The following is a 20,990-nucleotide window of genomic DNA, read 5'->3' as shown; positions in this document are numbered from 1 at the left end:
TTATCTATTTTTGCGCATCTAAATATCCTTGTAATATATAGTTAGCTGCCACCATGTCAATTACTTTTTTTCTTTTTTTCCTACTTACATCTGCTCCTATAAGCATTTTTTCTGCCGATACAGTAGTAAGTCTTTCATCCCACATTACAATTTCAACCTTAAATCTTCTTTTTATGCCTTCTACAAATTCTAATACCTTTTCTCCCTGTGGTCCTAAGGTTCCATTCATGTTTTTGGGTAATCCCACTACTAATTTGGAGACCTCTTTCTCTTTTATAAGTTCTCCTAATCTTTTATAATCTGCTTTTAAATTAGTTCTTCTAATGGTCTCCACACCTTGAGCTGTCCATCCCATAAGATCACTCACTGATATTCCTATAGTCTTATCTCCTACGTCTAATCCCATTGTTCTCATTATTTTACCTCACCTCTAGACTATTTTTATGCAAAATTGTGGACAATATTTACTACAATACCCGCATAAAACACATTTTTCTTTTTTTACAATAAGCTTTCCTTCTATGATTTCCAAAGCCCTATGATTACAGTGTTTTACACATTCACCACAAGCTTCACACCAAAAGTCTATGTGTAACTTTCTTTCCTTTGTAGAAATTCTATTTATTATCTCCCTAGGAATTTCCTTGTTTATAAATTTATTTACATTATATATTACTTCTTCCACAGTCTGCATTCCAACGGCAATAGAATGTAATTCTTCTATATTTAAAACATAATCCAAGGAAGCAGGTACATCTTTTATAAGGTTTCCTCCTCCAATTGGTTTCATACCATAGATCCCTTTACCATTAGTATATGCCTTTTTTATGGCTTCTAACATATCTTCTACTGTTCCGTCTTGAATTCCTACACCGGCCTTATTTATGATTGGATGAATAACATCAATTTCATCCATTTTACTTGCAACCTCTACAGCCCTAACCGTATGAGTGGATAAGCCAACAGCCTTTATAATTCCTTTTTCCTTTAAATTTAAATAATATTCTAAAGCTTCATAATGTCCCCTTAGAGTATGCTCACTTTCCTGTTCATGTAATAGAAAAATATCTAGCACATCCCTATTAAGTTCCCTACGAGCCTTTTCTATACTATTTTTAGCTGTATCCTTGTCATAGGCATAGGATTTACTTGCTATTATAATATGGTTTTCATTGTAAAGTTTTAGTGCCTCTCTTATGTATGGATACGTTTCATATAACTCTGCTGTATCAATAAAATTCACGCCTCGTTTAAAGGCTTCCACCATTATACGAGCACCTTCATCAATGGGCAGATTTGCTTGAAGAGGGCCTACGGTTAGACCCCCAAAGCATAATCTAGATACCACTAAATCTGTATTTCCTAATTTTCTATATTCCATTTTCTACTCCTGTAATCTATCTTGTCCCATATAAAATATTAAATACAAAATGCTCATTCCTAAGAATATTATTCCCGTAGCAGCTGCCACAACCCCAGAATCATTTACTAAAAAGGCAACAATACAAGCACAAACTATACCTGAGAATCCCTTAGTTAGATTTGGATATTTATTAGATAATCTAGATATGGTTCCTGTTGGCCTATAAAATAACACTCCTATAATTAATATAGTACTAATTAAAACCTTGCTCCATATGGTAATACCAATTAATCTTAAGTTCATACTTATCTTTCTGTTTATTATTCTTATGACTTCAACAGGACCTTCTTTTATAATCTTCATAACAGCTCTTCCCAAGTGAGAGCCTCCATTTAATACTTTTATGTCTATATATGCTAATATACCCACTATTACTACCACACTAACTCCTATAATGAGAAAATGTTTTAATTTAATCTTCACATCATAAAGTCTAAGTGTAACAAATATAAATGCACATATGGCCGTAATAGTGCCACCCACATTGGCCCCTAATTTGGGAAATCCCATGATTATCACCAATAGGGTAAAGAAAGCCACAACATGTATTCTTTTTATGGAGAATCTATCTAATAGGGCTGTGGCAAAAACTAAACTAGATCCGATTAAAACTCCCATAAATTCATTTCCTATACCATAGTACCTGGCACCTATTATAGGATCATATCCTAATAGTGATTTCTTTATTAAGGTAGCTCCTGTACATATATCCATCATGAGAAATATTGTAGTAGCACTTGCCAATATTAAAATTCCATCTAATGGTTCTTTTCCTAACTTTTTAGCTATTAAAGTAAGTAATATGGTTCCACCTATGACTAATACATAGGTAATATATATATTATATGTACCAAATAAAGGTATAAGCAATAATACTACAGGTACTGCCATAGTACTAAGCAATATATTAGTATAATATTTAATTCCCTTATTACTAATTCTATCTTTAAACAAAATTAACATTAGACCTAGCAAAGATATGACTATTTCAAAAACAGCAAAGGTAGACAATACTGGATACCTGTTCTTTGATACTAATACTGTATCCTTATATAGTTTTTCAACATATTCCATATTGTTATCTTTGGAAAGAGAAATCAAGTCCTTACCACTCATATCTTCAGCCTTTAACTGGAAACTACTTAATACATGGGCTGCCACATCTACATTTCCTACTATGGCCTTTCTTCTAGTAGTGTTAGAATATACAATGCCCTTTTTAATGTTATTTCCTGCTAAAATTATAGGAGTAAGTTTTTGACCATTTCTCATATCCACTTGAGATGGATATGGATTTAATATTATAACTTCATCCTTTTCCAGGTTCATCTCTGATATACATTCTTTCATAAAATTATCAATATTTTCTAACACTATTCTTTTTTTATTCATATAAGCTTCATTAGTCATATTTGACTTATATGATTCTAACCTATACAAATCTCCAATTTCTACAACTATGAAGTCAGCCTTTTGGTAAAAGTCTTTAAATTTAGATTTCATAAATCCATAATCTTCTCTTATACCAAAGGGATAGGATAAATCCTGTTTAAATATACTTTTATCAATTGTTCCAAAATCCGTATATCCATCCTTATCCATAGTTATACTTGGTGCAATTCTTAATTCATTACTAATATCTAAGTTCCCTATGATAGCAGTCTTTTTGTTAGCCTTATGTAGTGCTTCCCCTAAGGCTCCCGGTTGTGCACCATAGTCTCCATTTTCATTTATTTTTTCCAATCTTGCCTGGTCTAAGTTTATAATTCCCCCATCTTCACTAAGCAAACGACCTGTTCTAAGCTCATAGATCTCTTTTGAATCCTCATCTAATTTTTGAAAATAAAAACTTCCAGAGGATGCATCTGCCCTAGTTCCTGTTCCAATGGTTAAATAAGATTTATGTATACTGTAGCTGCCAGCTGCTCTAGCATTCATAAGACCAATTGATCCTGTATTTATTAATCCATTAGTACTATCCATAGTCTCTAAATCGTGAAAGTTCATATAGGTAGTTACAAACATGACTACCTTTTTATCCTTATTTGCCTCTCCATAAGCCCCATTAAAAAAGGCCAGCATAAATACTAGTAGGCAACTTATTAAAATTTTATTTTTCAACTACTATTTCTACTCCTTTTCTAGGTAAGTATTTAATATTTCTTCCAATAGTTCATCTCTTTCTAATTTTCGTATTAAACTTCTAGCGTTGTTATGGCTAGTAATATAAGTTGGGTCTCCAGACAGTATGTATCCAACTAATTGGTTTATGGGATTGTATCCTTTTTCCTTCAAAGCCTTGTACACACTTTTTATTATTTCCTCAGCCTCATTTATTTGTTCCTTTTGTACCTCATCTAATTTCATTGTATAGTTCATGTTATTTTCACTCACATATACCACTCCTTTTATAATCGGATATGTCCATTTACCCATATTATATCATATATAAATTTTAGTGGACTACTTTAAGCCCACTAAAATTTTTTTTGATCCAGAAAGAATTTTTTTATTTTATTTGTTCTTTTACTACTTCTTTAACTTTATTTAGGGCCTCATCTATTTTGGATGGATCTTTAGCTCCAGCTTGAGCCATATTAGGTCTTCCTCCACCGCCGCCACCAGCAATTTTGGCAATAGTCTTAATAACATTACCTGCATGTATACCCTTATCCACCGCGTCCTTTGTAGCCATAGCAACAAAACTTACTTTACCTTCATTTTCAGTTGCTAATACAACTAGTCCAGATCCTAATTTATCCTTTAGTTTATCTCCTATAGTTCTTAATGAATTCATATCCAATCCCATAATTTTATTAGATATAACTTTAATACCTTCTATTTCCTCAACACTATTAATAATGTCATCTAAAGAGGAAGAAGCTAATTTATTCTTTAAGTCATTTATTTCCTTTTCATAGGATTTTAATTCATTTACTAATTGTTCTACTTTTTTACTTACATCCTTTTGGCTGGACTTAGTAATTTTTGCAATCTCATTTAATTGTGCCTCTTTATGCTTTGTATACTCATATGCGCTAAATCCAGTTATTGCTTCTATTCTTCTGATTCCTGCTGCAACTCCACCTTCACTTACTATTTTAAATAATCCAATTTGTCCTACATTAGATACGTGGGTCCCACCACATAATTCAATACTGTATTTATCCATTGAAACTACACGTACTTTTTCTCCGTATTTCTCTCCAAATAAGGCAGTTGCACCTTTTTTCCTTGCATCCTCTATGGACATTTCTTCAGTTTCTACCTTTAGACCATCTAGTATTCTCTCATTAACTATTCTTTCAACAGTTTCCACTTCATCCTTAGTTAAAGATGTAAAATGGGAGAAGTCGAATCTAAGTCTATCTGCAGATACTAACGAACCAGATTGTTCCACATGGCTACCTAACACTTCTTTTAGAGCCTTGTGTAGTAAGTGAGTAGCACTATGATTTCTTGCAGAATTTAATCTGTTCTCTATGTTAATTTTAGCCATTACTTTATCGTTTTCACTCACTGAACCTTCAATAATTTTTCCCACATGTAAAATTAAATCATTGTTACCTTTTTTACAGTCATAAATTTCTATTTTACATGAATCAGTCTCAATTGTTCCCTTATCACCTAGCTGACCTCCACCTTCTGGATAAAATGGTGTCTTATCTAATATTAGAGTAACTTTATCAGAAGCCTGAGCTTTATCTACTAACTCATTATCCTTTACTATATTTAATAACTGTCCTTCTACTACATAATTGTTATACCCTACAAAGTCAGTATTAGTACTATCATCTATTTGAGAGAATACATCTTCTTTCCAAGCTTCTAAACTATTGTCTGTTCTAGCAGATCTAGCTCTCTCCCTTTGAAGTTCCATTTCTTCTTTAAATTTTTCTTCATTAACTTCAAGACCTTCTTCTTCTAATATTTCTTTAGTTAGTTCAAGAGGGAATCCATAAGTATCATATAGTTTAAATGCTTTCTCTCCTGATAATACTTTATTCTCTTCTTTTCTAAGTTCTTCTATGTATTCTTTTAATATTTCACTGCCTTGATCTATAGTTTCTTGGAATCTTTCTTCCTCTATGGATATTACTTTTTTAATATAATCTTTTCTTTCCTCTAATTGACCATATGCCACCTTTGAAACTTCTATTACCTTATCAACTAAGCCGTTTAGGAAGGCTCCTTTGATTCCTAATAACTTCCCATGTCTAGCCGCACGTCTTAGTAATCTTCTTAATACATAGCCACGACCTTCATTACTTGGCATTATTCCATCACATACCATAAATGATACGGATCTAATATGGTCTGTTATTATTCTAATTGAAGTATCAGTCTTTTCATCCTTGCCATATTCTGCTTTACTTATATCTAATACAGCTTCTAATATGGCCCTTATAGTATCTACTTCAAATATGGAATCCACATCTTGCATTATACATGCTACTCTCTCTAAACCCATTCCCGTATCTATGTTAGGATTAGGTAGTGGATTATAATTTCCTTGTTCATCCTTGTTGTATTGAGTAAATACGTGGTTCCAAAATTCTACATATCTATCACAGTCACAACCTGGTTTACAATCCACATTGTCACAACCATACTTTTCTCCTCTATCATAATAAATTTCAGAACATGGACCACAAGGGCCTACTCCTATTTCCCAAAAGTTATCTTCTTTTCCTAATCTTACAATTTGCTCTTTAGGTACTCCAATTTCCTTATTCCATATTTCATAAGATTCATCATCATCTAAGTACACACTAACCCATAATTTCTCTACAGGCATGTTTAAATGTTTTGTTACAAACTCCCAGCCCCAAGCTATGGATTCTCTCTTAAAATAATCTCCAAAAGAGAAATTTCCTAACATTTCAAAGAAAGTTGCATGACGAGCAGTCTTTCCTACATTTTCAATATCTCCAGTTCTTATACATTTTTGGCATGTAGCCATTCTATTTTTAGGAGGAGTTTCTACTCCCATGAAATATTTCTTTAAAGGTGCCATTCCTGCACTAATAAGTAGTAAACTCTTATCCCCTTGAGGAACTAAAGAATAACTTTCCCTTGCATAATGATCTTTGCTTTCAAAGAAATCTAAGAATTTTTTTCTTATTTCATTTAAACCCATTTTTTCCATTTTCACACTCTCCTTTTTTTTCAAAAAAAAGATACTTTCATCCCCTGGGATAGGGACGAGAGTATCTCGCGGTACCACCCTACTTATTACATGTTACTGTAATCTCTTAGTAAGAGCATTATAACGTATGCCAATCGTTAACCTTTACTGTTATTTTCAAAGTTAATACTCCAAAGTTGCTTCTACCTTATCCGAATAGAGATTTCTCAGCCTAGAATCTCCTCTCTGTGAATTGAAATAAAGTGTACTCTTCTTTTTCATAGTATTTTTCTCATTTTTAATTTAACTTTAGTAGATTATATAAAAATTAGAACTATTTGTCAACGCATATTCTTATAGAATATTTCTTACCACATCCACCATGTCATTTGCCTTGTTAATTGCGTTATGACTTCTTCTCATTAATTTATGTCCTCTTCTCATTAGCTTTCTTCTTTGGCGAGGACTCATACTATTACTCATATAAGCACTAGTCGCCATTCCTATCATACCACCAGCAATAATTCCATACATAAATTTATTTCTCATAGTTATACTCCTTTTTATAATTTAAATTTTTTATATAGTATTATTATTTTTCCACTTTAAAATTTAAAAAATTCAATAAGTACACTAGAAAATATTTGATAAATTATATAGCTTTAGTTATAGTTCCTCCACCTAATAATAAATCACCATCATAAAATACCACTGCTTGACCTGGTGTTATAGCTCTTTGGCCTTCTTCAAATAAAACTTTTATAAGGCCATTACTATAATGATATAATTTAGCTTTAGATGGCTTAGAATTATATCTTATTTGACATTCAACTTCTAAGCCATCTACAAATTTACCTAAATGTATAAAATTTACATTTTCTGCTATTAAACCCATATTGAATACATCTTTATTATCTCCTAGTACCACTTCATTTTTAATTGGATCTATTCTAACTACGTAAGTTGGTTTTCCCAATGCGATTCCAAGGCCCTTTCTTTGGCCTATAGTATAATGTACAATTCCCTTGTGTTCTCCTAATATATTTCCATCTATATCTACGAATTTTCCTTTTTTAATTTCTTCTCCACGTTCTTCTTCTATAAACCTGCCATAATTGTCATCTTCAACAAAGCATATTTCTTGACTATCAGGCTTTGCAGCCGTATCTAGTCCTAAATCCATTGCTATTTTTCTTACTTCTTCCTTTGAAGAAAATTCTCCTAATGGCATTAATATATGTCTAACTTGATTTTGAGTTAAATTATATAATGCATAAGTTTGATCCTTTTTAATGGAATTAGATTTTCTAATTATGGATTTATCTATTGTTTCATCATATTGTATTTTAGCATAATGGCCTGTGGCCACATAGTATGCTCCTAATTGATGGGCTTTTTTTAGTAGTTCCTCAAATTTCAAATATTTATTACATGCAATACATGGATTTGGTGTTCTTCCATTCATATATTCATCCACAAAATAATCTATCACTTTTTTCTCAAAGGCCTCTTTAAAATTCACAACATAAAAGGGAATATCTAATTTATTTGCAACCCTTCTTGCGTCATCAACGGCTGATAAACCACAACATCCACCTTCCTTTTCTTGAAAATCTTCACCTTTTTCTGGCCATACATTCATCATTATTCCAATTACATCGTATCCTTGTTTTTTTAATAGGTATGCTGCTACAGAACTATCTACACCACCGCTCATTCCTATTACAACTCTTTTCTTATCTAAACTTTCCATCTTAATCACCTACTACTTTTAGTTTTATCTCTCTTTTCTATATTATTCTAACATATACAATAAAAATTAAAAGCTCAGAAAATCCTGAGCTTTAATTTCTATAACTTAGTATTAATTTTTACTCATGGTCATGACCATGATCATGATGGTCTTCATCTGGATTAAAATCTTTTAATTCATCAAATTGTAACCCATTTTTTTGAGCATAATCCAATATGGCACTTTTTATAGCTTGTTCTGCCAATACAGAACAGTGTATTTTAGGTGCTGGAAGACCGTCTAACGCACTTACAACCTGTCTGTTTGTAAGTTTTAAAGCTTCCTCTAAAGTTTTACCCTTAATCATTTCTGTAGCCACACTTGAACTAGCTATGGCAGATCCACACCCAAAAGTTTTAAACTTAACATCTTCAATAATACCATCTTTAACATCTAAATAAATTTTCATTATATCTCCACATTTGGCATTTCCAACTTGTCCTACTCCAGAGGCATTATCTATTTCTCCCACATTTCTAGGATTCATAAAATGATCCATAACCTTTTCTGTATACATTACTTTTGTCCTCCCTTTAAAACTTCTTCATATAATGGTGACATCATTCTTAATCTGTCTACTATCTTAGGTAAATTTTCTAAAACATAGTCAATATCTTCTTCAGTAGTAAAATCACCTATAGTTAATCTAAGTGAACCATGTGCTATTTCATGAGGTAACCCAAGTGCCATTAATACATGTGATGGGTCTAAAGATCCAGATGTACAAGCAGAACCACTTGAACCAGCCACGCCAATTAAATCTAGACTTAGTAATAAAGATTCTCCCTCTATAAACTCAAATACGAAATTCACATTTCCAGGTAGTCTATCTGTAGGATGACCATTAAGTCTTACATATTTTATTCTTTCATTTATCCCATCTATTAACTTGTCTCTTAACTTCTTAATCTTAGACACATGTTCTTCTAAATTTTCAGTAGCCATTTCAGCAGCTTTTCCAAAGCCCACAATACCTGCAACATTTTCAGTACCTGCTCTTCTTCTTCTCTCTTGAGCTCCACCATGTATGAAAGAGAATAACTTTATACCTTTTCTTACATATAAGGCTCCCACGCCCTTTGGACCATATACCTTATGAGCAGATACACTAAGTAGATCTATATTTAATTCATTTACATCTATTTTTACATTTCCAAGAGCTTGTACTGCATCCGTATGGAAATATATTTTGTGTTCCCTAGCAATTTCCCCAATTTCTTTAATATGTTGTATAGTTCCAACTTCATTATTTGCAAACATAATAGTTATAAGAATAGTTTCATCTGTTATAGCTTTCTTTAAATCTTCTATTCTTATTTGTCCATACTCATCCACCTCTAGATAAGTTACTTTAAATCCTTCTTTTTCTAGATACTCACAAGTATGTAATACTGCATGATGCTCAATATTACTTGTTATTATGTGTTTCCCCTTGTTTTTATTAGCATATGCAATCCCTTTTATTGCCCAGTTGTCAGCTTCTGAACCTCCCCCTGTGAAAAATATTTCATCAGTTTTAGATCCAATAGCTTTAGCTACCTGTTTTCTAGCTGTATCAATGGCTTGTTTTCCTTCTCTACCATAAGAATACACACTAGATGGATTCCCAAAAGCTTCTGTAAAATAAGGCTTCATAGCCTGAAAAACTTCTTCTTTAACTGGTGTTGTGGCAGCATAATCTAAGTAAATTCTCTTGTTCATTTCATCAGCCCCCTAGCTATATATAATACATATATCCTTCCTCAGAAGTCATTTTATCATGATCATCAATCATATCTTGTAATGTAATATTATCTACTACATCATTAATACTATCCCAAATTTTTTTCCATACTGTTCTTGTAACGCAGCAACCAGCTCTGTTACAATCATGACCTTTATCTTCATTTTCTATAACACAATCAGATGGTGCCAGTGGTCCTTCTAAAGTACGAATAATCTCTCCTACAGTTATTTCTTCTGGATTTCTAGCTAGTATATATCCCCCTTGTGCTCCACGGATACTTCTAACTAGCTCAGCCTTTCTTAAACTAGAAAATAACTGTTCTAAATAATGAATGGAAAGGTTTTGCTTTTCGGCAATTATATTTAAAGACGTTGGACCATTTCCATGGGCAAGAGCTAGCTCGAACATAGCTTTTACTCCATATCTTCCCTTAGTCGATAATTTCATTTAACCACTCCCTCTAAATCCTAAGTAAATTACTCTGAATTCATATCTAAGTATATTATACCCTACTAAATATGTCAACATTCACAAAAATTATTTTTTTATAAAATTAATTCTAATATGAATAACTTCTTTAAACAAAAAAACTTTAGGACATCCTAAAGTTTTTTCAACTTATACTAATAAAGATTTCTATTATATCTTCTCCCTTAATGAACTACTCTTTTAATTATTATAATTTGCTCAAATACTCAGCATACCATTTTACAGTTCGCCTTAATCCTTCGTCCATACTATAGATGTGACTCCATTTTAATAGTTTTTTAGCCTTATTTGCAGATAAATATTGGTGCTTTATTTCATTTTTTCCCTTGTTCAGTATGATGGGTTTTAAGTCACTATTCATAATTTTTAATATTTTACTCACTAATTCGAATACATTTAATTGTATTTCATTGCTAAAATTAAAGGCTTCTCCCCATATAGACTTATCATCCATCTTCTTAGCTAACAAAAGATATGCTTCAACTGCATCTTGAACATAAAAGTAGTCTCGAACAAAAGTTCCATCACTTCTAATAATTGGAGATTCATTATAGTATATAGACCTAATGGTTTGAGGAATTATTCTATTAAAATTAAAATCTCCCTCTCCATATAAATTGCCACATCTTGTTATACAAACGGGTAAATTATATGTGTAATAATAAGACTGACTTATTAGGTCAGCACAAGTTTTTGACACATCATAAGGATGTTTCCCCTTAAGGCACATGTTTTCATCATAGGGCAATCGTTCTTGTTGTCCATAGGCCTTATCGCTAGATGCCACTACTACTCTTTTTATTAGGGAAGTCCTTCTGGCACTTTCTAATATATTCCACGTTCCTAGTATATTGCTTTCAAAGGTTGATATAGGATTTCTATTAGCCACTCCTACAATAGCCTGTGCAGCTAAGTGAAATATAGTATCTATTTCATATTCTCCTAATATTCTTTCTATTAGTTTTACATCTTCTATTTTTCCATAAACAATATTTACATCCTTATATTCACATATATTTATACCTTTTAATTTATCTCTAACTAATATGGTTACATTAGCACCTTCATTGACCAGTCTTTTCCATAAATGATTTCCTAAAAAACCAGTAGCTCCGGTTATGAAAACATTCTTATTTTTCCAGAAATCTTTACCCACAATTTACCACACCTTCCACTTTGCTCTTTTCTCATTCCACATTTTATTCACTTCTAATACATCCTTGTACGTATCCATGGCCATCCAAAATCCCTTGTGTTCATAAACTGCTAATTCATTTTGAGTAGCTAAAGTCATTAAAGGTTTTCTTTCTAATATGGATTTTTCTTCATCTTCTATGTATGAAAAAAATTCCGGTTCAAAAACAAAGAATCCACCATTTATTATCTCCTTATTATTGGGTTTCTCTTTAAATTCTTTCACCATCCCCTTTTCTACATCCAATATGCCGTATTGACTGTTTCTATTTACACCTGTAACCGTTCCAATTTTGCCCCTTTCTTTGTGGTAATCTAAAAGTTTTTTTATATTTATGTCTGATAAGCCATCTCCATATGTTAGAAAAAAAGTATTCTTTATATACTTTTTAATTTGTTTAACTCGCCCTCCTGTCATAGTATGAAGGCCTGTATCTATAAAAGTTATTCTCCATTTTTCACCTCCATTTATATAATTTACTTTTTTTTCTCCATATCTAGTATCTAAAATAAAATCTGAATTCCTCCACTTATAGTCTAAAAAATATTCCTTAATTTTATCTCCTTTATATCCTAATAGCAAAATAAAATCATTAAAACCATAATGCATATAATTCTTCATAATATGCCAAAGAATTGGCCTATCACCTATAGGGGCCATTGGCTTTGGTATATCCTCTGTAATTTTTTTCATTCTTACACCTTTTCCACCGCATAGAATTACTACTTTCATACTTTCCCTCCTTGAGAGCTAACCCTATCTAAATTATTCTTCACTTTAAATTTTTAAGTTTAACTTCCTTTGTTACTATTGAATTATGATTAATGAAAAAAATGTCTAGGCCTTGTGCCTAAACATTTTCTATTATTTTATATTAAAGATTCATATATGTTTTTTAGTTTCAGGCAAATTTTTTCCCAGTTGTTGTTTTCATATATGTATTCTCTTAATTTACTATCTCTTTCTTCCCAAAAAGCTTCCATAATATTTTCTCTTATGGAATTTACATCATTGGGATTACAATATTTTGCATAATCCTTAAATATTTCTTTTGTGGTTCCTATTTGAGTGGTTACCACATTGCAGCCCCCTAGGCCTGCTTCCATGCTAGCTAATCCTGGATATTCAAAAAAGCTTGGAAGAGCATGAACCTTAGCACTCTTGTATAAAGAAGGCAAATCGTATTTATTTTTTCCATTGAGCACAAATACATTTTTCTTTCTTATTTTAAGACATGTTTTTAAATATTCTTCATCATTAATATTCCCTGCTATAACTATTGGAATTGTTTCTTTTTTTAAGGCTTCTAACAGAGAAATTTGATTTTTCTGTCTATGAATTCTGCCAACACACAATATATAATTATCTATATTGTATTTACTTAACAAATAATTTTTTTTCCCATTTATAAACTTCCTATCCACCCCATAGGGAAGTATTTTATAATTTGTTTTTTTTCCATAAAATTTTTCTATTTCATCTAATTCACCTTGAGCATGAGCTAGTATGACGTCACATTCATCTAACATTTCTTTTCTTTTACTTTCATTTTTGTCCCATATCTTAACTAATTCCATATTATTACTATTTTTATAAAAATCTTTTAAGTTCCAATATATGGGACTTATAACGATCCTTTTGCCACCATTTTGAGCATTTTTAAAAAATTTGTAACTTTCATAAATCCTTATAGTATTAAAAATATGGACCACATCATATTTTTTCACTGAAATCCTATGATCATTATATACATCCACAGAAACATTTAATTTCCTCAGACCTTCGACCATATTTTTCAATATTACTGTATCACCAGCTGAATTTTTCTCATAGTCCTTTCTTATTTGAAATAATATTCGCAACCCAATTCCTCCTTAAAAACACATATATTATATATCATCTTTTATGGGAAAAAAATCTTGTGGAAAGTTTCTTGTGTCAAAGGCTTCACATATGGATTCTTCCATATGCTCATATGTTTCTGCCTCTGGAGGTTCCGGTGTTGTTTTGTATGCTGGTACAAGTAATTGCACTCTACCTACTACCCTTATTATTGAAAATATACCTATTGGAATTTCGATTTGATTATTTATGATCTCAGGTAAAGATAATATTTCTGTTCTAGTTTCTGCAACCACCCTAAAATCAAATTCACTCCTTGCCTCTGGTATGTACATTATAATATCCTTCTTTAATTCTGGTAAAATCCCATTCATACTTATTAATTCTTTAGTTGTCAGGTTTCTTAGATTTAATGTAAATGGTATTTTTAGAGTAAATTTTATCCTAGAAAAATTCGGTCTTTTCTTTCCTACAGAACTTATCTCTAAAGTTCCCCTTTCAATATATCCTTCTTGAAATATAATATTCTCAAATTCTGTTTTTCTACTAAAGTCATGTATATCTATTTTAAATTTTGGAAAACAATCCCTAAGTTGACAAAATGAATAAACTTTATCCAATAGCACACCTACAGATTCCACTTCATCTAGGAAGTTTACATTTCCAATTGATTCTACATTATATTCTTTCTTCTTATTATTTGATGTATATGGGTTTGGCTCTACTATTTTATCCTCTAATATTTTACCGTTACTAGAAAAACTAGCTTCCATACTATCCCCCCTTAAATAATATATATGACCTTATTCTTTTGAATATCAAATTTTTTTAATGAATCTGTAATTTTTTTTTATAAAAAAAAATATATTATAATGGGACAATTTATGAAGGGAGGTATAGTTTGTGAACTCTATTTATAAAAATCAATACATTTATTCTTCCAAAACTAATTTTATATACTTTTTTTATAAAAAAGATAAAGATCTTTATTTGGATATTATAAGAGACAATCAAGTCTATATGAATAAAAAATTGGCAAAAAATATAGTAGATTACGCTATTGGAATAGATTCAAAGGAAAGCTTTCATATAGTAGTCATATCCTCCTTAGGAGATTTAGAATACACAACCTATGAAAACGGAGACTATGAGTTTAAACCTATAACTAATTATGATTATAAGTCTAATAATTTTAGGAATTTAAAAATCTTCATCATAAATGAACAAATACATATATTATTAGGCATATGCAATGTTTTAAACTCAGAACTTTGGACACTAAAGCATCATTCCTATAAAAATCATAAATGGTATACTAAGAAAGTTTGCGATATAGTCACTGAAAAATACAACAATCCATTTAATGTTGATATGGATTATCATAATAATATTCATGTAGTATTTAAATCTCTATATAATAGGAAGTACTTCATATATTATTGCAAATTTAACCCTGGTTATGACCTTTGGACTCACCCTACTAGAATACTTAATACCTTTAATATTCATTCTACCCCTTTTATACTTTGCGATAATCTAAACAAAGGTCATATGGTTTGGTCCAAGCTAGAAAACAACAATCTATCAATTTATTATACTTATAATGAAAAATTAAATTCCTCAAAGGGCTCTTGGACTAAAGCACAAAAAATTTCTAGGGAAAATACTAACAACACAAATCCCATAATAATGAAAATGTCTAACTTTATAAAGGTAATATGGAATGAAAATGGACAATTTATTTCTAAGTCTAAAAACATATTAGCAGATTTGTGGAATGATGAATTTGAAGATATGGGATATGAGAATGATGAACTTATTCCTTCTACCTTATTAGGAAATAACTATATTAATTATGAATTATTAAAAATACCTTTCACTTACTCCGTTTTAAAGAAAAGATTATATATTTTAGGCATAAACCTTATAGATTATACTAAAAGGGAAAATACTGTATCCCTATCAGTTCCATTAGATACATCAACTACTAAGATTATGGAATATGAAGGCTTAAATGACATTAAAAATTTTTTATTACTTATGGAGGATATGAAAAAAAAACAAGAAAGTATAAATAGCTTATTAAACTCATTAACTGAAAAGCAAGAGTTTACCGAAGAAAAAATTGAGTTTCTAACAAATCAATGTAATATTTTAAATGAAAATCTTAAAAATAATAATAATAATAATATTTTTTCCAGGCTACTAAACTTGTTCAAATAGTAAATGTCCTTTAATCCATTATTATGATATATTTATCTTTAGATTTACTGGCATAATTATTACAGAGATTTTTGTTAAATAATAATTTAATATATAAAAAGGGCATACTTCGTATGCTTCGCTATGGAACCCTATGGTTCCCTTCGACGCAACTGAAGTTGCTGAGCACCCTCCTTAAAGGCGGCAGGGGAATTCTTCCCCCACACCCCCTTATTTTTTACTTACCCACAGTTTTAAAAATTTATAATTTCCTATAGCGTAAAAAATAAATTGAGATGTTCAAGATTAGAACATCTCAATTTATTTATACACAAGGACCAGTTATAAAATCATCTAATTGTGGTGGGAAGAAAGCAGGTGGTAATTGAGAATTAAAGATTTCACATGGTTCTCCCATTTTTTCACATGGCTTTGGTGGTGGACAGAATCCAAATGCAGGTATTACTAGTTGAACTACTAGTTCACATTTAACTATATTGTAAATTCCCACTGTAAATACTGCAAAGCATTCATCCTCATATGGATCACATGGACATTCTTCCAGCTCGATTTTTACATCTAAAACTTTAGCTATTATTTCTAATTTGATAATCTCCTCATCTATAGGATCATCACGGTGATGATGATGATGACGACGATCACCTTGTTGTTCTCTTATGATGGTTTCTGAGTCTGGGCAATATAATGGGCCAACACACTCACTTCTCCTTAAGCATAATACTTCATCTTTGCATATTGTACCATCTTCACAAACAATATCGTACAATATTTTTAATTCATATGTGTAACAAATAATCTTTCTGTCACAATCTCCTGGGACTTCTCTTTTACTGATTATCTTAAAGGAACCTGGTACTAAGCCAACAACTCTTGCATTTACTATACCATCTACGCAACAATCAATTCTAACTCTCAAGTCTTTGTCAAATTCAATACCTTCTTCTTCGTTGGCTTTATCTTGATCTCCTACTAAACATAATCTTAAAAGACAAGAATCGTATACCTTAGGAATCTGTACACAAACTAACTCACATGCATTTCCAAATGATTCTCTTAATTCTTCCGGAATTACACCTGGAGTATACATACTGATTCCGCAGGATGATTTTTTGTACATATATTCTCCCCCTCTTTTATATTTAAAGATAAACATTCTTATCTGTAAGTAGTAAATAAATCTCCTGTTCTAATTGTATATTATGTATTCCAATCCTATTTGGTGATAAAACTTTTAAAATTTTTCATTAAAATCTCTACATATTGTAATACCATCAATAATATATTTTATTAAGGTGGGTGATAATGTGATAGAAAATAAAAAAGTACCTAGGATTTTATTTACTAACAATGAATTTTTCAATATATATGTTGATGAAGATGACTATTTAAAATATAAAACAAAGGATTCTATCATCCAAATAAGTCCTTATGAAGTAGACGAATACAATTTGGACATGGATAAAGATAAAAATATACATATAGCTTTATATACTAAATGCAAAAAACTAATATACTATAAAAGTGAAGGGAATATGTGGCATTCTCATTTGCTCTACGAAATCTCAGAAGAGGGAGAAACTATAAAAAATATTTCTCTTGTTTGTTCTCATGGCTCACCTCATATTGTTTTTTGCTGGAAAGGTACATCTTCTTCCTTATCTTGGTCTATACTCTCCTATTATATGGAAGGACCTTTATGGAAAAAAAATGTATTCAATAGAGTTCGCCTTAATCATAAAAATTCAATAAATCCATATTTTTTATATAAGGATAAAAGTGAAAATTTAGCTTTAATTTACCTTAGTAATAATAATATGATTTTCGACTTAATGTATACGAAACTCTTAGATGGAAATTGGAGTATTCCCATGAAAATTTCTTCCTGCATATATACTAAAAATTTTTCTATAGATGTAATAGTAAGTGAAGATAATATTAACCATATTGCCTATTCAGATAAACAGAAAAATAATTATTGCATAAAGTATTTAACCTTATATGAAAATAAGATAATACATAAACCATCTATTAGCTCTGAAATAAATACACCCATTACAGATCACTTTTTATTTATTAATAGTTCTAATATGATCTGTTATACTCTTTCTAATGAAATTGTTTACTATGCAAAAAAGGCAGGCAATAGCCACTTTAACAACCCCTATAGTTTAGACATTCCTAACTTCCACTTAGTAAAAGTATATGGGCAAAACGAAAGTACATGTTCTTATACATCAAATTTTATTCTATGTAGCGATCTTAGCAATCCATTTCCAATAGATATTACAGGGATGAGAACAGAAAAAAAAGAGTTTTCTACTATAAAATCAACAATTAAACCTGTTACAAACAATTTACCTAAACAGGATAATCATAAACATCTTCAATTAAAATTGTATAAAAAAGAGCAGGAACTTTATTCAAAGACAAATTTACTTCATACCTTGGAAGGTAAACTAAAACTCATGAGAGATGAGGTAAAAAAATTAGATAATGAAAATAAGACATATGTTAACATATTAAATAATAAGCATAAGAAACTTCTAAATGATTATAAGTCTATGGATGAGGAAAATATCTCCTTACAAAATTCAATTAAAATGTATGAAGAGCGTTTAGATAACATGAGTAAGCGTCTTGAAAATCTTAATAATGAAAATAAAAAGTTAAAGGAAGAAATTGATAAAATGAATAATGCTGGGATTTTTAAGCGCATTTTCAAATAGGAGGTGGGAAACTACTCCTATTTTTTATATGCCTCAATTGATTCAAATGAATCTATACAATTAATTCATTTGTTACTTTAAGTTTAAAAAGTATAATATCCTTTCTATTAAGCATGAAAGAAGGGAATTTTAAGTCGTAGTTTTCCCCTCTTTTATATTTGTCTTTAATTTTATTGTATCTTTCTATAATCGTACATGCCTCCTATCTGTATCAGTTCATAGACACCCTTAACAGATACGTTAACCTTATTTATTAACTCCATAGCTTTATCTAGATCCTTTTCTTGTATATATATAGCCGTATGGCATGACGGTCCTATGGCCCTTGGTGCCCTTTTAAAAGTATTAGGAATCGAATTTCTTCTAAGAAGATCTTCTACATAATATCCATGATAGGCAGAAGAAAGCACTATCACATATTTTTCATTGTAATACAACATCCTATCAGCTCCATTTTTCTTTTACCTCATTATATTCAGGAACTTCTTATATGGTAAGGAATCTTTATGAAAAATAGGCTTTTAGCTTCAAAAAAGATATGAAGATTCCATATCTTTGTACTCTATAACAAACAATGTAAAGGTCTACAAAGTAAAAAAGGAAGGAAATTAAATTACTAATTTCCTTCCTTAACTTAAAACTTATTTAATATAATGGAAAATTTTCACATAAGCCTTTAATCATATCTTTAGCCTTATCCATAGTATCTTTCTTATCTATTATAGTACTAATAATCTCTGCTATTGTTTCCATGTCATCTTCTTTCATACCTCTAGTAGTTACTGCTGGCGTTCCTATACGTATTCCACTAGTTACAAAAGGACTCTCTGGATCGTAAGGTATTGTATTTTTATTTACTGTAACTCCAGCCTCATCTAGTAGTCTTTCTGCCTCTTTTCCTGTAATATTCTTATTTCTAACATCTATTAATATTAAATGGTTGTCAGTGCCATCTGATACTAATCTAAACCCTCTCTTTACAAGTTCTTCTCCTAGTCTCTTTGCATTTTTTATAACTTGTTTTTGATATGTAATAAATTCATCTTCAAGAGCCTCTTTGAAGCTTACAGCTTTAGCTGCAATAACATGCATTAAAGGGCCTCCTTGAATACCTGGGAAAATAGCTTTATCGATTTTTTTAGCAAATTCTCCTTTGCATAAAATAGCTCCTCCCCTAGGACCTCTTAGGGTCTTATGAGTAGTAGTCGTAACAAAGTGAGCATACTCACATGGATTTTCATGAAGTCCAGCAGCAACTAACCCTGCAATATGGGCCATATCAACCATTAGATACGCTCCCACTTCGTCAGCTATTTCCCTAAACTTTTTAAAGTCTATAGCGCGAGGGTAAGCACTAGCACCTGCAACAATCAACTTAGGCTTATTTTCTATTGCAATTCTTCTAACTTCTTCATAGTCTATAGTTTCTGTTTCCTTGTTTACACCATAATCAACAAATTTATAATATGTTCCAGAAATATTAACGGGACTTCCATGGGTTAAATGTCCACCATGGGATAAATTCATACCTAAAACCACATCACCTGGCTTTAATATAGCAAAATATACACCCAAATTAGCATTGGCACCTGAATGAGGTTGTACATTTACATGATCTGCATTGAATAATTTTTTTAATCTTTCTCTAGCTAGGTCTTCTACCACATCAACATGTTCACAGCCACCATAATATCTTTTAGCAGGATATCCTTCTGCGTACTTATTAGTAAGTTGACTGCCCATTGCTTCCATAACAGCTTCACTTACAAAGTTTTCAGAAGCTATTAATTCAATCTTTTCTTGCTGCCTGCTAATTTCATTACAAATTGATTCATATACCTTTTCATCCACAACCTTTAAGTTATTAAAGTCCATAGGTAACCCCTCCTTAATATATTTTAAAAATTATATATTATTATATAGTTTAAACAAAGTATAACTTTTACCTTAATATATATCTAGTTGTAATTTTGAATCCTTGTCCCATTATTCTATAATTCTAGTTATAGTAGGAATATACCTCTTACTATCTTCAAACTTTTTTTCATTTAATCTAATGGCTAAAAAAGTTATGGATAAACATGTAAACCCTGTTAAAATGGAGTATATTTCAAAGTTATTAATTTTCATTATATTTCCAAAAACATGTCTACTTATGAAAATACTTATTACCATGGTCACTAGAGGAATCACATACATTATAAAAGCTGCCCCTAATACATTTGATGTTTCTAAGTCTACTTCCACCTTATTTCCTTCTACAGACTTTATCTTGTTTAATGCTATAATATTTAAGTTCATATTTTCATGACCATGCTGACATGCGCCACATTCACCGCATGCAGCATGTTTTTTCATACTAACCTCTGCTCTATTATTTGGTAAAATTTTAGTAACAAATCCTACTTGATTCATATCTTCACCTCTACTTCATTTCTAGTACAAT

General features: G+C 30.8%; 20 protein-coding genes and 1 other annotated feature. Of the genes, 2 read left to right on the top strand and 18 right to left on the bottom strand.

Going from position 1 to position 20,990, the window contains the following annotated elements; translation table 11 throughout:
- Positions 1 to 4 precede the first annotated feature (4 nt).
- The 14 genes from ruvX to CCE28_RS00325 all read right to left on the bottom strand — a co-directional run bounded on the left by ruvX (position 5) and on the right by CCE28_RS00325 (position 14,368).
- Complete coding sequence (ruvX, locus tag CCE28_RS00390; protein WP_095129843.1) at positions 5 to 415, bottom strand: Holliday junction resolvase RuvX; 411 nt, start codon at positions 413 to 415, stop codon at positions 5 to 7.
- Between the two features lie 15 nt (positions 416 to 430).
- On the bottom strand, positions 431 to 1,381 hold the full coding sequence (locus tag CCE28_RS00385) for an aldo/keto reductase (protein ID WP_095129841.1): 951 nt from the start codon (positions 1,379 to 1,381) through the stop codon (positions 431 to 433).
- Positions 1,382 to 1,384: 3 nt separating this feature from the next.
- On the bottom strand, positions 1,385 to 3,544 hold the full coding sequence (locus CCE28_RS00380; protein WP_095129839.1) for a hypothetical protein: 2,160 nt from the start codon (positions 3,542 to 3,544) through the stop codon (positions 1,385 to 1,387).
- Between the two features lie 9 nt (positions 3,545 to 3,553).
- Positions 3,554 to 3,802, bottom strand: a complete 249-nt coding sequence (locus CCE28_RS00375) for an IreB family regulatory phosphoprotein (protein WP_095130796.1) — start codon at positions 3,800 to 3,802, stop codon at positions 3,554 to 3,556.
- Between the two features lie 130 nt (positions 3,803 to 3,932).
- The gene (gene alaS, locus CCE28_RS00370; protein ID WP_095129837.1) at positions 3,933 to 6,572 is read right to left on the bottom strand and encodes an alanine--tRNA ligase; all 2,640 of its coding nucleotides are present in this window, start codon (positions 6,570 to 6,572) and stop codon (positions 3,933 to 3,935) included.
- A 48-nt stretch (positions 6,573 to 6,620) separates the two neighbouring features.
- Positions 6,621 to 6,842, bottom strand: a binding site (T-box leader).
- Positions 6,843 to 6,905: 63 nt separating this feature from the next.
- Positions 6,906 to 7,100: a hypothetical protein gene (locus CCE28_RS00365; protein ID WP_095129835.1), complete on the bottom strand. Its 195-nt coding sequence runs from the start codon at positions 7,098 to 7,100 to the stop codon at positions 6,906 to 6,908.
- A 103-nt stretch (positions 7,101 to 7,203) separates the two neighbouring features.
- Complete coding sequence (gene mnmA / locus CCE28_RS00360; protein WP_095129833.1) at positions 7,204 to 8,304, bottom strand: tRNA 2-thiouridine(34) synthase MnmA; 1,101 nt, start codon at positions 8,302 to 8,304, stop codon at positions 7,204 to 7,206.
- Between the two features lie 118 nt (positions 8,305 to 8,422).
- Positions 8,423 to 8,860 (bottom strand): Fe-S cluster assembly scaffold protein NifU, encoded by a 438-nt coding sequence (gene nifU, locus CCE28_RS00355; protein ID WP_095129831.1) that lies wholly within the window; start codon positions 8,858 to 8,860, stop codon positions 8,423 to 8,425.
- Positions 8,860 to 10,044 (bottom strand): cysteine desulfurase NifS, encoded by a 1,185-nt coding sequence (gene nifS, locus CCE28_RS00350; RefSeq protein WP_095129829.1) that lies wholly within the window; start codon positions 10,042 to 10,044, stop codon positions 8,860 to 8,862. The genes nifU and nifS overlap by 1 nt, the downstream gene beginning before the upstream one ends.
- Before the next feature lie 16 nt (positions 10,045 to 10,060).
- Complete coding sequence (locus CCE28_RS00345; protein WP_095129827.1) at positions 10,061 to 10,516, bottom strand: RrF2 family transcriptional regulator; 456 nt, start codon at positions 10,514 to 10,516, stop codon at positions 10,061 to 10,063.
- A 229-nt stretch (positions 10,517 to 10,745) separates the two neighbouring features.
- Positions 10,746 to 11,714 carry a GDP-mannose 4,6-dehydratase gene (locus tag CCE28_RS00340; protein ID WP_330396791.1) on the bottom strand — a complete coding sequence of 323 codons (969 nt, stop codon included), beginning with the start codon at positions 11,712 to 11,714 and terminating at the stop codon, positions 10,746 to 10,748.
- A gap of 3 nt (positions 11,715 to 11,717) precedes the next feature.
- A complete protein-coding gene (locus tag CCE28_RS00335) occupies positions 11,718 to 12,485 on the bottom strand; it encodes a glucose-1-phosphate cytidylyltransferase (RefSeq protein WP_095129823.1) in 768 nt (255 codons plus the stop codon).
- Between the two features lie 137 nt (positions 12,486 to 12,622).
- Positions 12,623 to 13,615 (bottom strand): glycosyltransferase, encoded by a 993-nt coding sequence (locus CCE28_RS00330; protein WP_095129821.1) that lies wholly within the window; start codon positions 13,613 to 13,615, stop codon positions 12,623 to 12,625.
- A 27-nt stretch (positions 13,616 to 13,642) separates the two neighbouring features.
- Positions 13,643 to 14,368, bottom strand: coding sequence for a hypothetical protein (locus CCE28_RS00325; RefSeq protein WP_095129819.1), 726 nt, complete (start codon positions 14,366 to 14,368; stop codon positions 13,643 to 13,645).
- Positions 14,369 to 14,615: 247 nt separating this feature from the next.
- Between CCE28_RS00325 and CCE28_RS00320 the strand changes: the two genes are divergently transcribed.
- Positions 14,616 to 15,818, top strand: coding sequence for a hypothetical protein (locus CCE28_RS00320; RefSeq protein WP_141228292.1), 1,203 nt, complete (start codon positions 14,616 to 14,618; stop codon positions 15,816 to 15,818).
- Between the two features lie 304 nt (positions 15,819 to 16,122).
- On the opposite strand, the gene CCE28_RS00315 is transcribed toward CCE28_RS00320, so the two are convergent.
- Positions 16,123 to 16,935 (bottom strand): hypothetical protein, encoded by an 813-nt coding sequence (locus tag CCE28_RS00315; RefSeq protein ID WP_095129814.1) that lies wholly within the window; start codon positions 16,933 to 16,935, stop codon positions 16,123 to 16,125.
- A gap of 187 nt (positions 16,936 to 17,122) precedes the next feature.
- On the opposite strand from CCE28_RS00315, the gene CCE28_RS00310 reads away from it, so the two are divergent.
- Positions 17,123 to 18,544, top strand: a complete 1,422-nt coding sequence (locus CCE28_RS00310) for a hypothetical protein (protein ID WP_095129812.1) — start codon at positions 17,123 to 17,125, stop codon at positions 18,542 to 18,544.
- Between the two features lie 170 nt (positions 18,545 to 18,714).
- Here CCE28_RS00310 and CCE28_RS00305 read toward each other — a convergent pair whose 3' ends face one another.
- The 3 genes from CCE28_RS00305 to CCE28_RS00295 all read right to left on the bottom strand — a co-directional run bounded on the left by CCE28_RS00305 (position 18,715) and on the right by CCE28_RS00295 (position 20,959).
- Positions 18,715 to 18,984 carry a DUF3343 domain-containing protein gene (locus CCE28_RS00305; RefSeq protein ID WP_095129810.1) on the bottom strand — a complete coding sequence of 90 codons (270 nt, stop codon included), beginning with the start codon at positions 18,982 to 18,984 and terminating at the stop codon, positions 18,715 to 18,717.
- A 205-nt stretch (positions 18,985 to 19,189) separates the two neighbouring features.
- Positions 19,190 to 20,419 (bottom strand): serine hydroxymethyltransferase, encoded by a 1,230-nt coding sequence (locus CCE28_RS00300; protein WP_095129808.1) that lies wholly within the window; start codon positions 20,417 to 20,419, stop codon positions 19,190 to 19,192.
- A 111-nt stretch (positions 20,420 to 20,530) separates the two neighbouring features.
- Positions 20,531 to 20,959: a SoxR reducing system RseC family protein gene (locus CCE28_RS00295; RefSeq protein ID WP_095129806.1), complete on the bottom strand. Its 429-nt coding sequence runs from the start codon at positions 20,957 to 20,959 to the stop codon at positions 20,531 to 20,533.
- Positions 20,960 to 20,990 lie beyond the last annotated feature (31 nt).

The sequence above is a fragment of the Anaeromicrobium sediminis genome, assembly GCF_002270055.1.
Lineage (GTDB): Bacteria > Bacillota > Clostridia > Peptostreptococcales > Thermotaleaceae > Anaeromicrobium > Anaeromicrobium sediminis.
Note: the sequence above shows the minus strand (reverse complement) of the source record. Positions and strands in the feature narration are given on the sequence as shown.